General features: G+C 63.9%; 12 protein-coding genes. 7 read left to right on the top strand and 5 right to left on the bottom strand.

Annotated elements, in window-relative coordinates:
* Positions 1-103: 103 nt before the first annotated feature.
* Both NCS58_RS04725 and NCS58_RS04720 read right to left on the bottom strand, forming a co-directional pair.
* The gene (locus NCS58_RS04725; protein WP_250476441.1) at positions 104-1,459 is read right to left on the bottom strand and encodes an AAA-associated domain-containing protein; all 1,356 of its coding nucleotides are present in this window, start codon (positions 1,457-1,459) and stop codon (positions 104-106) included.
* Between the two features lie 12 nt (positions 1,460-1,471).
* On the bottom strand, positions 1,472-3,235 hold the full coding sequence (locus NCS58_RS04720) for an ABC transporter permease subunit (RefSeq protein WP_061120628.1): 1,764 nt from the start codon (positions 3,233-3,235) through the stop codon (positions 1,472-1,474).
* Between the two features lie 729 nt (positions 3,236-3,964).
* On the opposite strand from NCS58_RS04720, the gene NCS58_RS04715 reads away from it, so the two are divergent.
* The gene (locus NCS58_RS04715; protein WP_061120629.1) at positions 3,965-5,650 is read left to right on the top strand and encodes a diguanylate cyclase; all 1,686 of its coding nucleotides are present in this window, start codon (positions 3,965-3,967) and stop codon (positions 5,648-5,650) included.
* 132 nt (positions 5,651-5,782) lie between these two features.
* Complete coding sequence (locus NCS58_RS04710) at positions 5,783-6,046, top strand: hypothetical protein (RefSeq protein WP_061120630.1); 264 nt, start codon at positions 5,783-5,785, stop codon at positions 6,044-6,046.
* Positions 6,047-6,077: 31 nt separating this feature from the next.
* Here NCS58_RS04710 and NCS58_RS04705 read toward each other — a convergent pair whose 3' ends face one another.
* Together NCS58_RS04705 and NCS58_RS04700 are read right to left on the bottom strand one after the other, a co-directional pair.
* On the bottom strand, positions 6,078-7,418 hold the full coding sequence (locus NCS58_RS04705; RefSeq protein ID WP_250537991.1) for an ATP-binding protein: 1,341 nt from the start codon (positions 7,416-7,418) through the stop codon (positions 6,078-6,080).
* Entirely contained in the window at positions 7,402-8,124 is a 723-nt protein-coding gene (locus NCS58_RS04700; protein ID WP_061120632.1) for a response regulator, read from the bottom strand. Before NCS58_RS04700 ends, NCS58_RS04705 begins: the two co-directional genes overlap by 17 nt.
* 245 nt (positions 8,125-8,369) lie before the next feature.
* On the opposite strand from NCS58_RS04700, the gene NCS58_RS04695 reads away from it, so the two are divergent.
* Entirely contained in the window at positions 8,370-8,966 is a 597-nt protein-coding gene (locus NCS58_RS04695) for a Spy/CpxP family protein refolding chaperone (protein ID WP_250537990.1), read from the top strand.
* A 68-nt stretch (positions 8,967-9,034) separates the two neighbouring features.
* On the opposite strand, the gene NCS58_RS04690 is transcribed toward NCS58_RS04695, so the two are convergent.
* Complete coding sequence (locus NCS58_RS04690) at positions 9,035-9,733, bottom strand: pirin family protein (protein WP_061120634.1); 699 nt, start codon at positions 9,731-9,733, stop codon at positions 9,035-9,037.
* A 523-nt stretch (positions 9,734-10,256) separates the two neighbouring features.
* Between NCS58_RS04690 and NCS58_RS04685 the strand changes: the two genes are divergently transcribed.
* The 4 genes from NCS58_RS04685 to NCS58_RS04670 form a co-directional block, all read left to right on the top strand.
* Entirely contained in the window at positions 10,257-10,943 is a 687-nt protein-coding gene (locus NCS58_RS04685) for an ABC transporter permease (protein WP_061120635.1), read from the top strand.
* A 28-nt stretch (positions 10,944-10,971) separates the two neighbouring features.
* The gene (locus NCS58_RS04680) at positions 10,972-11,685 is read left to right on the top strand and encodes an ABC transporter permease (protein WP_035506196.1); all 714 of its coding nucleotides are present in this window, start codon (positions 10,972-10,974) and stop codon (positions 11,683-11,685) included.
* 27 nt (positions 11,686-11,712) lie between these two features.
* Positions 11,713-12,492 carry an ABC transporter ATP-binding protein gene (locus NCS58_RS04675; protein WP_061120636.1) on the top strand — a complete coding sequence of 260 codons (780 nt, stop codon included), beginning with the start codon at positions 11,713-11,715 and terminating at the stop codon, positions 12,490-12,492.
* Positions 12,493-13,058: 566 nt separating this feature from the next.
* Positions 13,059-13,343, top strand: a 285-nt coding sequence (locus NCS58_RS04670; protein ID WP_250489917.1) for a porin, incomplete at its 3' end; no start/stop codon positions are given.

The following is a 13,343-nucleotide window of genomic DNA, read 5'->3' as shown; positions in this document are numbered from 1 at the left end:
GCCGTGGATCAGTTTCGGCCGTTCCGAACGGCCAATCCAAAGCAAAAAGCGCGGCGCCTTCATCGGGCAACCGCGCTTTTGAATCGACTGCGATCAAGGCCGCTCAAGCCTCGACATCCTCCAGACTCAGCATCTCCGTCTGGTCGTTATAGGAAAAGATCTCCCCGTAACGTCCCCAGTCGATGACCGCGTCGAGCGTCTCCTGCGCAGCCTTGTCGGAGAGAAAGTCCTCCAGTTCCTGCTCGAAGCGCACGCGCGGCGCGCGATGTCCCGGCCGCTCGTTCAGCACCTTCTTGATCCGCGCGGCCAGCGGCACGTGCCGCAGCAGATGCTCGGCGAACATCATCTTGCGCTCCTGCGTGCCGAGTTCGGCGAAGACGCGCGCTTGCGGCGTGAGGAAGATGTCGCCTTCGCGCACATCGGCGAACCCCAGATGTTGCAGCACTTCCGCGATCGGAAAGAGATCATCGACCTCGAGATGCAGAGTGCGCGCGATTTCGGGCATGTCCGCGCGGCCGTGATACGGCTCCGCCGCGAGCGTTTCGATGAGACCGGCCATCAGGTTGGTCGAGACCGACGGCAGCCAGCTTCCCAGCTCGAGCCCCTTCTTCTTCGCTTCGTCCATCTGGCGCGCGGTCATCTTCGCGTAGATATCGTCGACGAGACGCCGGAACGCCGGGTCCAGACGATTGCGCGGATGCTTGAAGGGCACCTTGATCTCGGCCATCACGCGACCGGGATTCGACGACAGCACCAGAATGCGGTCGCACATGAACACCGCTTCCTCGATGTTGTGCGTGACGATCAGCACCGACTTGATCGGCATGCGCCCCTGCGTCCACAGATCGAGCAGGTCGGTGCGCAGGTTTTCGGCAGTCAGCACGTCGAGCGCGGAGAAAGGCTCGTCCATGAGCAGTAGCGTCGGATCGACGACGAGCGCCCGCGCAAACCCCACGCGCTGCCGCATGCCGCCCGACAGTTCGCGCGGATACGCGTTTTCGAAGCCGTCGAGACCGATCAGGTCGATCGCGGCCAGCGCGCGTTCGCGGCGCTCGCGCGCGCCCACGCCCTGTGCTTCTAGACCGGCTTCCACGTTCTGAAGCACGGTCAGCCACGGAAACAGCGCGAACGTCTGGAACACCATCGCGACGCCCTTCGCGGGACCGCTCAACGGCTCGCCCAGATAGGTCACTTCGCCGGCCGTCGGCTCGATCAGCCCCGCGATGATGCGCAGAAGCGTCGACTTTCCCGAGCCCGAGCGCCCGAGCAATCCGACGATCTCCCCTTCGCGCAGCGCTAGGTTCGCATCGTCGAGCACGAGCAGCTCGCCCTGCGTCTTGTTGAAGCCTCGGCTGACGTTCGCCACGCGCAGGATCTCCGCGCCGAGCCGCGGCGGCGTGCCTTGCGGGCGCTGAAAGCCCGGTGCCGCCGACGTCTGCGTATTTTTCAGGTTCTGCATCGGAACTCGTCCTCAATCCAGCCGGAGTCTAGCTTCGGCGTAGGCGTACAGCGGGCGCCACAACAGTCGGTTGAACAGCGTGACGAACAGCGACATCACGGCGATGCCGAGAATGATTTTCGGATAGTCACCCGCGGCGGTCGTCCGGGCGATATAGGCGCCGAGGCCGTGCGCCACGACCTCCGTCTTCCCCCAGGACACGGCTTCAGCGACGATGCTGGCGTTCCACGCGCCGCCCGAAGCGGTGATCGCGCCGGTGATGTAGTAAGGAAAGATGCCCGGCAGCATGCACTTCTTCCACCACTGCCAGCCGCGGATCTGGAAATTGCTCGCGGCCTCGCGATAATCGTTCGGATAGGAGGACGCCCCCGCGACCACGTTGAAGAGGATATACCACTGCGTGCCGAGCACGATGAGCGGGGACAGCCAGATATCCGGGTTCAGATTCCAGCGCACGATCACCACGACGAACACCGGAAACAGCAGGTTTGCCGGGAACGCGGCGAGGAACTGCGCGAGCGGCTGGATTTTTTCCGCGAGCGCCGGACGCAGGCCGATCAACACGCCGATGGGCACCCACACCACCGATGCGAGCGCGATCAGCACCACCACGCGCAAGAGCGTGATGAAGCCGAGCACGAACACATGGCCGACTTCGCCCCAACTCACGCCGGTCGAGACGAACGACGCGACCTTCCACACGACGAACACCGTGATCAGCAGCACGACCGTGCCCCACGCGATATCGCCGACGCGCGTGGACGGCACTTTCGCGCGCAACGGCAAGCCGACGTTCTCGAGCGCGCCTTGCAACGACGGCAGCCTGATGGGCACACGCGCCGCCTTCGCAAGAATCCAGCCCGCCGGCACGAGCAGACGGTGAATCAGGCGGGTGCGGCGAATCAGGTCGAGGAGCCACGACGAAGGCTCGTCGCCCGAGCTCGTGTTCTCCATGCGGAACTTGTCGGCCCACGCGACGAGCGGGCGGAACATCAACTGGTCGTAGGCCAGGATGACGATGGTCATCGCGAGGATCACCCAGCCGATCGCGCTCAGGTTGCGCTCGCCGATGGCCGCGGCCAGATACGCGCCGATGCCCGGCAGTACGATCGTGCGGTTGCCGACCGTGATCGCTTCAGACGCGACGACGAAGAACCAGCCGCCCGACATCGACATCATCATGTTCCAGATGAGGCCCGGCATCGAGAACGGCACCTCGAGCTTCCAGAAGCGCTGCCAGTTCGTGAGGTGAAACCCGCGCGAGACTTCGTCCAGGTCGCGCGGCACCGTGCGCAGCGACTGGTAGAAGCTGAACGTCATGTTCCACGCCTGGCTCGTGAAGATGGCGAAGATCGCCGCGCATTCGGCGCCGATCACGCGCCCGGGGAACAACGCGAGGAAGAACGTCACCGTAAAGGAGATGTAGCCCAGCACCGGCACCGACTGGAGGATGTCGAGAATCGGCACGAGCACGATCGACGCACGCCGGCTCTTCGCCGCGAGCGTGCCGTAGATCAGCGTGAAGATGAGCGAGGCGACCATCGCCAGCAGCATGCGCAAGGTCGTGCGCAACGCGTATTCCGGAAGATTCGCGGGGTCGAGCGAGATCGCCTGGGTCTGCAGCGTCGAGATGGGCGCCAGGGTCTCGTGAAAACCGACGGCGGCGAGCGCGATGATGCAGATGATCATCGGGAACGCGACGAAATCCCACCGGTTGGGCAGGATCCGCCACGCCGACGCATTCGCCGTGCGATTCAGATTGAAACCAAAATCCATTCAAGGCCCTCCCCGTAAGGCTTTGTTCCGACCGCGCGAGCGCGGGATGTTGCTTGAGACGGCCAACGAGCCGTCCGGCGGGCAAGAAGCCTTTGCCCGAAACAGCCCCATGCTCAACGCACGCGGCCGTCAAAACGACGACACGTTCAGCGCACGACGGCGCCGGGCAGTCGCCGCGTCAGACGTTTCCCCGCGCTGAACCGAGCGACACTACACCAACCCGTGTGACAGGCACAACCTTCATGCGGCCCGGCGCGCCAATCCTGCGATGTTTCTGTTGCTCTTCAGCACGGCACGGGCAAAATGAAGGGCAGTCCGCGTCGAATGCGCCTCGCGCCCGCGTGCCTTGGCCTCCTTTCAGTCTGGCTGCGGCGCGCATACGCCAGCCGGCACGGCGGACAGCGCTTTTGTGCGGCGCGCATCCGTTATGTTGGACGCACGTCGCACGCCGTCAGAAGGCACTTGATAGGCGGCAGAAAACATCGTCCAATCTTGGCTTATCACGAACAATAATTTGAGCGCCGATGCGATGCGAGACGCCCGATCCGAGCCGGAAACCCGCCTGAGCCATGCCTGCCGCCCCATTGCGGGCGAAAAGCCGGAAAGCGGCAGACATGATGCGCTGCAATCCGCGCACCCGCCTCGCCCGCTTGGCGCAGGCTCAACCGCTCTGGCGGCACGGCGCGTTCAGCCTGCGAAAGGCGTGAACTTCCATTGCGCCCGAGATCGATGAACAAGCTCATCCTGCACCGTGTGATCGCGACGCTCGGCCTCGCGGCGCTGGCATTCGCGTGCTGGATTGCCGCCGGCTTGTTGTCGGACCGAATGGTACAACAGGAGATGACGGCGACGGTGCGGACCGAGCGCCAGATGGCGGCGTCGATCGTCGACAACATGGCGCAGATCATCGCGAGCGATCTGGCGATGTCGCGCGCGATTCCCGCCACGCTGGCGCAGATGGACCTCACGCAGCGAGCGCTCGCGGAGTCGCGGAATTATGCCTCGAACCCGGCCGGGACGGAACTCGAACGCCGCAAGGACTGGACCGCGCGCCCCGCTCTGGAGAAGGTCAATCACTTCCTTCACGACGCGCAGGGCTTCTCCGGCCTCGACTCCATCTGGCTCGTCAACGACAGGGGCTTCTGCATTGCCTCGAGCAACGCCGCCGACGACGACAGCTTCATCGGCTACGACATGAGCGCTCGCGGCTATGTGGCGCGTGCGCTGCTCGGCGGTTTCGTCGAGATGTACGGCGTGGGGCGCCTGTCCGGCGAACCGGGCATCTTCATCGCGGCGCCCGCTTACGAGGACGGCATCCTGGTCGGGGCGGTGATCGCCAAAGTGAGCATCGACCGGCTGCGGCACTGGGTCTCGCGTGCCGGCACATTCGTGACCGACGAGAATGGCGTCGTCGTGATGGCGCATGACGGGCGGCTCGAATACGAAGCGATGCCGGATGCGCCCATCGCGCGCATGACCGGGCGCGAGCGCGTCGAGCATTATCGGCGCGAGTCGTTTCCGGAGTTGCGCCTGTCGCATATCGGCGAGCAGATGCGCGCGTCCGAGCACTGGCTCGCGCCCGCGCTCGCGCAGACCTTCTACGCCGCGAACGGCAGCAACGTGCCCTCGCTTTACGACGAACGCACGGGACTCAATTCCGGCCTTTCGGCGCATATCGTCCATCCGCTCACGAGCTGGCCGGAGATCAGCCGCAATCACAGCCGCGACCGCTTCCTCGTGTTTCTGACGATGCTCGGCGTCGTGACGCTCGCGATCGTGATCGCCACGTCGTACTCGCGCGAGCGGCGCCTGCACCGCGCGACGCGCGATCTCGCCGAGCAGCTGCAATCGGCCAATACGCTGCTGTCGGCCGAAGCGCGCCACGACGCACTCACGGGCGCCCTCTCCCGGCGTTACTTCCTGGACACGCTGCGTCATGAAGTCGAGCTCGCGCGCTCGGTCGGCACTCCGCTTTCTGTGGCGATCGCCGATCTCGACCACTTCAAGCAGATCAACGATCGCTTCGGCCACGCCTCGGGCGACCGCGCGCTCGAACATTTCGTCGAAGTGTGCCGCGCGCAGCTTCGTCCGAGCGATGCGATCGGCCGGCTCGGCGGCGAGGAATTCGGCATTCTGCTGCCGCAAACCTCGCTCGCCGATGCGCAAGCCGTACTCGAACGTCTGAGGAAGCGCTTCCATCACGAGCACTGCGCGCATCTGCCGGACGACGCGGCGCTGTCGGTGTCGATCGGTATCACGGAGCTCGCATCGGACGATGCGCTCGAATGGATTCTCTCGCGCGCCGACCTCGCGCTCTACGAAGCGAAATCGCGCGGGCGCGACCGCAGCGAAGTGCGCCCCGCCGATCCCGGCCCGTCCACGCGGCACCCGGAAGACACGCTCGCGGGCAAATAGGCGGCGAGCGCGCCGCCCTCGCCGAGGCATCGAGTCACCGCACGGCCACCCGCATGTCGCGACGCGCACGCATCGCGCAGGTATCATCGACATTCGAAATCGAATGCCGCTGGCGTGAATCGGGAGAATTGCATGAAGGGAAATCTGGTCATCGTGTGTCGGGATCAGGACGCGGAAACGTTCGACCATCTGCTCGCCGAGTACGGCTCGTTTCAGACGCGGCTTTCGTCGACGGCGTGGTTCCTGAAAATCGATCTCGCGCCCGAAGTGATTCAGGAGGAGATCCTCACGCGCCTCGGCAAATACACGACGCACTACATTTTCGAGGCCTCGACCGTGACATACAACACGGTGGACAGCGAAGCGGCGTCGGCGCTCGAAACGCTGTTCGACTGATACCGCGCCGCTTCAGCTACGAAGCGCGCCGTTAAAGCACGCGCTCCTCGTGCTGCGGGCCGGCGCGCCGCTCTTCCGCCGGCAGCGTGGCGATGTCGAACGGAAAGGTCATCACGACCTGCAATCCGCCTTTCGCGCGATTGCCGATCTCGCACTCACCGCCCACGCGCCGCGCGAGCCGCTCCACGATGGCAAGTCCGAGCCCGCTATGACCACTGCCGCCGCGCGCCGGATCGAGCCGCACGAACGGCCGGCTCGCCTTGACAAGATCGTCCGGCGCGATGCCCTTGCCGTGGTCGGACACTGACAGCACCCAGCCCTTCGCCTCGCGCCGCGTCTCGATGACGACCGGCGGCGCACCGTACGCATGCGCGTTGTCGAGCAGGTTCGACAGCACCCGGTCGAGCGTGGCTGCCGGCAACGCAAAAGCCGGCCCGGCCTCGAGTTTCAGGCGAATCGGCGGCGCGCCCGGCGACACCGCGCGATAAGCCCGCGCGATCCGCTCGCATTGTTCGTCCACGGGAATCGGCTCGCTGCCGTCCGGGCGGTCGTGCGCGAACACGAGGAATTGATCGACGATATGCGCCATGGAATCGACGTCGCGCACGACGCCGTCGCGCATTTTCTCGTCGTCCATCATTTCGGCGCGCAGCCGCAGGCGCGCGAGCGGCGTCTTCAGATCGTGCGCGACACCCGCGAGCATCACAGCGCGGTCGTTCTCCGTCTGCGAGACCTCGCGGACCATCTGATTGAAGCCGTGCGTCAACTGCCGCAATTCGCGCGGGCCGCGCTCGGGAACCGGTGGCGTCGGCTGGCCGCGCCCGAAGCGCCCGACCGCCTGCGCGAGCGAGCGCAACGGATATTGCAGTTGCCACGCGCCGAACAGCGCGGCAAGGACGGCCGTCGAGAAAATCAGCGCGAGCCACACGAGCATGCGGTCGCGCGAGCGCGGCGGGCGCAGCGGCTGCACCGGGACGACGATCCACCCCGAATCCTTCACGCCGTGCACCCACACGCTCGGCGGGCCGCCTGGCTCGTTCAGGCGCACTTCCGTGCCGTCGGGCAGACGGTCTTTCAGATCCTCGACGAAACGCTGCAGCGGCGGCGGCATATCCTCGCCGGGCTGCTTCGGCACCTCCGGACTCGCGAGCGGGACGACGCGCACGCGCGGCGGCAAAGGCTGATCCGGCGTATTGGCGATGTGCTGACGAACCGCTTCGACAAGGAAAACGGCCTCCTCGACGGCGAACCGCGTCTGCACATTGTCCCGCTCGAACCGGATGATCGCGAACCAAGCGACATGCGACAGCACCAGCATGCCGATGACGATCACGACCAGCCGGCCGAACAGCGTGTCAATTGCCCGGCGCATTTTGCTCGCCGTCCGGCACGAACACGTATCCGCGCCCCCGCACCGTCTGGATGAAGCGCGGCGCCGAAGGATCGGTTTCCAGGATGCGGCGCAGGCGCCAGACCTGCACGTCGATGCCGCGGTCGGTTCCGTCGTATTCCGGGCCGTGCAGGAGTTCGAGCAGGCGCTCGCGCGTAAGCGTGCGCATCGGGTTGTTCACGAAGATCTTGAGCAGCGCGAATTCGCTGCCCGACAGCGTCAGCGGTTTGTCGTCCTGTTGCAGCGTGCGCGACTGAAAGTCCAGACGGAACCGGCCGAACGAAAACGGCTCCCGCTGCTCGGGCGCGGCCGACGGAATCGTGCGACGGCGGCGCAGCACGGCCTGCACGCGCGCGAGCAGTTCGCGCGGATTGAACGGCTTGCCGAGGTAATCGTCCGCGCCCAGTTCCAGGCCGACGATCCGGTCCACGTCGTCCGCGCGCGCGGTCAGCATGATGACCGGGATATCGTCGCCGGACGCGCGCAACTGTTTGAGCGCGGTCAGCCCGTCGACGCCCGGCATCATCAGATCGAGCACGATGAGATCGGGCCGCTCGCGTTCGATGCGGCGTTCGAGACCACCGGCGTCATGCAGCACCGACACCTCGATGCCCTGCCGGACCAGATAGTCGCGCAGAAGGTCGCGCAGTTCGGCGTCGTCGTCGACGACAAGTATTTGCGTAGTCATGGGATGCAGTTTAGCGCGTGAGTCTGACCTCGATTGATGACAGCCCTGCCACAAGGGTTACGGGGTGTTACGACGAAAGCGGGACGTAAACCGGCGTAACAAGCCTGAACCGTGCCGTAACACGCGGGCTGCCGCGAACCCCTACGCTGTGTCTCACCGACAAGCGCAAGACCTCGACACTCCAACCGACCCGTCGATCAAGGCCTCGTGGCTTCGGCATCGAAAACAATCAAGGGAGTATCAAGATGGCCAAGCAATATCGCATCCTCACCGCCGCCGCTGCTGCAATCGCGCTGACGTTCGGCACGGCCTACGCGGCCACCGGCGACGCGCCGCCGGCACCGGCCCCCGGCGGCCCGGCCATGATGGGTGGCCACGGCGGGCCTGGCGGCCACCACATGGAAATGCGCATGCAGAAGCAACTGGACGAGCTGCACGGCCAGTTGAAGCTGAACGCGGATCAGGAAAAGCTCTGGCAGACCGCGCTCACGACGATGAAGCAAAATCATCAGGCGATGCGCGAGGCCCGTAAGCAGATGCACGATCAGTTCAAGTCGATGGAAAGCCAGCCGATCCTCGATCTGAACGCGATGCACGCGGCGCACCAGAAGATCGAGGCGCAGAACGCGCAACTGCGCGAGCAGACCGCGACCGCGTGGCTGAACTTCTACAACGCGCTGAACGACCAGCAGAAAACGACCGTCAGCACGTCGCTCAAGAAGCACTTCGCGAAGATGCAGGAACACCAGCACAAGATGCATGAGCGCTGGGGCAAGCACCGCGGCGGCCCGGACGGCGCACCGGGCGCGGCGGCGGGCGCATCGGCCACCGCGAAGCCGTAAGCGGCGGTTGCTGCAAAAAAAGCCGCGGAGCATGGCGCTCCGCGGCTTTTTTATCGACGGCTCAGGACTTATGCGAGGTCGAACAGCAGCACTTCGGCGTTGTCGCCCTTCTCGAGCGTGACTTTCGACACATCCTCGAGCTTCGCGGCATCCCCCGCGCCGAGCGTCTCGCCATTTACCGTCACTGCGCCGCGCGCCACGTGCACGTACACGCGACGGCCCGCCGGTACGTCGAAGTCCGCGCGCTCGTCGCCATTGAAGAGGCCCGCGAAGATTCGTGCGTCCGCGCCGATTTTGACCGAGCCATCCGCGCTGTCAGGCGATGCGATCACGCGCAGCCGGCCGCGCTTTTCGTCGTCCGCGAAGCGCTTTTCCTCATAACCCGGCGCGCCGCCCGGCGCATCCGGAATGATCCAGATTTGCAGGAAATGAGCGGTGTCCGTCGGTGAGCCGTTGAACTCGCTATGACGCACGCCGGTGCCGGCACTCATGCGCTGCACGTCGCCGGGACGGATCGTCGAGCCGTTACCCATGCTGTCGCGATGCGCGAGCGCGCCGTCGAGCACGTAACTCACGATTTCCATATCGCGATGACCATGCGCGCCGAAGCCCTGGCCGCCCGCCACGCGGTCTTCGTTGATCACGCGCAGCGCGCCGAAGTGCATGTGCTCCGGATCGTAGTAATCGGCAAAGGAGAAGCTGTGATACGAGTCGAGCCAGCCGTGATTGGCGTGGCCCCGTTCGTTGCTGCGGCGAATCTCGAACATGATGTTTGCTCCCGCCCGAGGCGTTGGTTTGCGATGGAGAGAATGTAAGGGCGACGCCGCTTTGGAACAACGCGCCCCAAGGCACTACATCGTTCCACCCATGCATGTAATCGGACTCTTCCGGGTGCGCCTCCGCGCGCTCGCCGGCTTCGGGTAAAATACCGCGCTTTTCGGGGTGGCGACGGGTGGCGACAGCCCACGCTCGGCCGACGCGCCGGGATATCCGACGATCGCGAACCCGCCGCGAAGCGATTGCGAGTTAACCGGGCTGGCAGCAACGGCAGCCCGCAATTTTGACCACTTAGAATACCGACCGCTGGCCGTAAAGCGGGAGCGAGCCGGAGAAGGACAGCCGAAACGCGCGGGAAGCGCGCCGCCGGCCGGAAAGAGACATGATTACATTCGTATCGCGCGCCGCTGCCTCATCCACGGGTACGACCGCCGGAACGCATCGCGCGAACGACCGCCGTGTGCCGCGCTCGTCGCACTCCATGCACGTTAGGCACCTTACCAAGGAATCACCATGTTGCAAGGCTACGGCCCGCTGATCCTCGCGGGCACCTGGCAGACCGTCAAGCTGGCGGTGCTGTCGCTCGTGTTCGCCTTTGTGATCGGCCTGATCGGCGCGGCGGCGAAGCTGTCGAAAAACCGCGTGGCGTCGGGTTTCGGCACCGTCTACACCACGCTCATCCGCGGCGTGCCCGACCTCGTGCTGATGCTGCTTCTTTTCTACAGCATCCAGATCTGGCTGAACCTGTTCACGGACGCGGTAGGCTGGGATCAGATCGACATCGATCCGTTTCTCGCCGGCATTCTGGTCCTCGGTTTCATCTACGGCGCGTATTTCACCGAAACCTTCCGCGGCGCATTTCTCTCCGTGCCGCGCGGCCAGCTCGAAGCGGGCGTGGCTTACGGCATGACGCCTTGGCAGACCTTCTCCCGCATCATGTTTCCGCAGATGATGCGTTTCGCGCTGCCCGGCATCGGCAACAACTGGCAGGTCATGGTCAAGGCGACGGCGCTCGTGTCGATCATCGGCCTCGCGGATGTCGTCAAGGCCTCGCAGGATGCCGGCAAGGGCACGCTGCGCTTCTTTTTCTTCACGCTTCTCGCGGGCGCGGTCTATCTCGCGATCACCACGATCTCGAATTTCGTGCTGATCTGGCTGGAGCGGCGCTATTCCATCGGCGTGCGCAAGGCCGATCTCTAATCGGCCCATTCAGGAGCGGCAGGGAATCATGATCGAAATCATCCAGGAATACTGGAAGAACTACCTCTTCACCGACGGCTACCGCATCACCGGTCTCGCGATCACGATGTGGCTGCTGGTGATCTCCATTGGCCTCGGCTTTTGTCTGTCAGTGCCGCTCGCGGTCGCGCGGGTGTCGAAGAACAAGCTGCTGTCGCGTTCGGTGTGGCTCTATACGTACGTCTTTCGCGGCACGCCGCTCTACGTTCAGTTGCTGCTGTGCTACACGGGCCTGTACAGCCTGCAGGTCGTGCGCGATCACATGCTGCTCGCCGAATTCTTCCGTAGCGGCATGAACTGCACGCTGCTCGCCTTCACGCTCAACACCTGCGCGTACACCACGGAAATTTTCGCGGGCGCGATCAAGGCGACGCCCTACGGCGAGATCGAAGCCGCGCGCGCATACGGCATGTCGGGTTTCACGCTGTATCGACGGGTGATTCTTCCTTCGGCGTTGAGACGCGCGCTGCCCTACTACAGCAATGAAGTCATTCTGATGCTGCACGCGACCACCGTCGCGTTCACGGCGACCGTGCCGGACATTCTCAAGATCGCGCGCGACGTCAATTCGGCGACTTATCAGTCGTTCGAGGCGTTCGGCATCGCCGCGCTGCTCTATCTTTGCATTTCGTTCGCGCTCGTGTGGCTGTTCCGCCGCGCCGAGTATCGCTGGCTCGCTTATTTGCGGCCGCAAGGCAAATAAGACCATCGAGTCAGCCAAGGACCCTTCATGAATTCCCAGATGCACAAGCTTTTTGTCGACGATATTCACAAGCAGTACGGCAGCAACGAGGTCCTGAAGGGCGTTTCGCTCAAGGCGAAGGCCGGCGACGTGATCAGCATCATCGGCTCGTCCGGCTCGGGCAAGAGCACGATGCTGCGCTGTATCAACTTCCTGGAGCAGCCGAATCAGGGGCGCATCTTCGTCGACGGCACCGAAGTCCGCACGATGAAGGACAAGACCGGCGCGCTGAAGGCGGCGGACCCAAAACAACTGCGGCAAGTTCGCTCGAAATTGTCGATGGTCTTCCAGCACTTCAATCTCTGGTCGCACATGAACGTGCTGGAAAACGTGACCGAGGCGCCCGTGAACGTGCTCGGGCTCTCGAAGAAGGAAGCAGAGGAACGCGGGCGCGCTTATCTGGAAAAGGTCGGGCTCGCGCCGCGGGTGGAGAAGCAGTATCCGTCGCATTTGTCGGGTGGACAGCAGCAGCGCGTCGCCATTGCGCGCGCGCTCGCGATGCATCCCGACGTCATGCTCTTCGACGAACCGACTTCCGCGCTCGATCCCGAGCTCGTCGGCGAAGTGCTCAAGGTCATGCAGACGCTCGCCGAGGAAGGCCGGACGATGATCGTCGTGACGCACGAGATGGCGTTCGCGCGCAACGTGTCGAATCATGTCGTGTTCCTGCATCAGGGACGCATCGAGGAGGAAGGTCATCCGGATGCGGTGTTCGGCAACACGAAGAGCGAGCGCCTGAAGCAGTTCCTATCGGGCAGCCTGAAGTAGATTCGCGAAACGCAGCCGAAAGCCCGTTTCGGCAACCTTCGACTCCAGAAAAGGCGCCCGCGAGGCGCTTTTTTTGCGTCCAGCCAAAGTTGTACTGACCTCTTCCGCGCCCTTCTCCGACCTAGCGCCGCGACGCGTGCGAGTCAATAGGCGACAAACCTGACTCTGAAACTTACATGACGCCAAAGCCCTGACGGCATAAGGCTTTGCGAGGCGTTTCCCATCCTGTGGGTAGTGTGCCTATCACATGGGCATTGCATTTTTGACACAGACACTCGGCGAACTTCAAATTTCTTTGGCGGTTATAACGTATTTTGTTAAATTGGTAACCAAAGTACCAAAACGAAGTACGCAAAAAGTAGTTTTACTTCAAAAGTCCAAAAGAAACTGAGGAACGGCACCGATCGACGGGTCGGCGTCAGGTTCGCGCCCACGACGCGTGAATCGCCACTAGCACCACAGCCCGCGCGTGTCCTTCCTCTGAAAACAATTTTCGGTTGGGTGCGCTCGCATCGAACCACACAGCAGCACTTGGGTTCTATTTCTTGACAGGGTTGGAGGAGATGATGAAGAAAGCTTTGCTCGCGTCGGCAGCACTGCTGACGTTCAGCGCGGTCGCGCACGCTCAAAGCAGCGTGACGCTCTATGGCCGCCTGGACGCGGGGCTCGAATATATGAACGGTGTGCCGACCGGTCCGGCCGGCGCGCCTGCCACTGGCAGTTCGCACCGCTTCAAGGCGGAAAGCGGCGACTGGGGCACGAGCTTGTGGGGTTTGAAGGGCGTCGAAGATCTGGGCGGCGGCTACCGCGCCGTGTTCCAGTTGGAAGGCAGCTTCAACACCATGACGGGT

This window comes from Caballeronia sp. INML3B (assembly GCF_023631305.1).
In the GTDB taxonomy this organism is placed as follows: domain Bacteria; phylum Pseudomonadota; class Gammaproteobacteria; order Burkholderiales; family Burkholderiaceae; genus Caballeronia; species Caballeronia turbans.
This window is presented reverse-complemented; position numbering and strand designations above follow the sequence as displayed.

Bases quoted from the DNA above. Each gene is read 5' to 3' on its own strand.
- NCS58_RS04685 (WP_061120635.1), top strand. From the start codon at position 10,257: ATGTTGCAAGGCTACGGCCCGCTGATCCTCGCGGGCACCTGGCAGACC.
- NCS58_RS04725 (WP_250476441.1), bottom strand. From the start codon at position 1,459: ATGCAGAACCTGAAAAATACGCAGACGTCGGCGGCACCGGGCTTTCAG.
- NCS58_RS04680 (WP_035506196.1), top strand. From the start codon at position 10,972: ATGATCGAAATCATCCAGGAATACTGGAAGAACTACCTCTTCACCGAC.
- NCS58_RS04700 (WP_061120632.1), bottom strand. From the start codon at position 8,124: ATGACTACGCAAATACTTGTCGTCGACGACGACGCCGAACTGCGCGAC.
- NCS58_RS04710 (WP_061120630.1), top strand. From the start codon at position 5,783: ATGAAGGGAAATCTGGTCATCGTGTGTCGGGATCAGGACGCGGAAACG.
- NCS58_RS04720 (WP_061120628.1), bottom strand. From the start codon at position 3,235: ATGGATTTTGGTTTCAATCTGAATCGCACGGCGAATGCGTCGGCGTGG.
- NCS58_RS04705 (WP_250537991.1), bottom strand. From the start codon at position 7,418: ATGCGCCGGGCAATTGACACGCTGTTCGGCCGGCTGGTCGTGATCGTC.
- NCS58_RS04695 (WP_250537990.1), top strand. From the start codon at position 8,370: ATGGCCAAGCAATATCGCATCCTCACCGCCGCCGCTGCTGCAATCGCG.
- NCS58_RS04690 (WP_061120634.1), bottom strand. From the start codon at position 9,733: ATGTTCGAGATTCGCCGCAGCAACGAACGGGGCCACGCCAATCACGGC.
- NCS58_RS04715 (WP_061120629.1), top strand. From the start codon at position 3,965: ATGAACAAGCTCATCCTGCACCGTGTGATCGCGACGCTCGGCCTCGCG.
- NCS58_RS04675 (WP_061120636.1), top strand. From the start codon at position 11,713: ATGAATTCCCAGATGCACAAGCTTTTTGTCGACGATATTCACAAGCAG.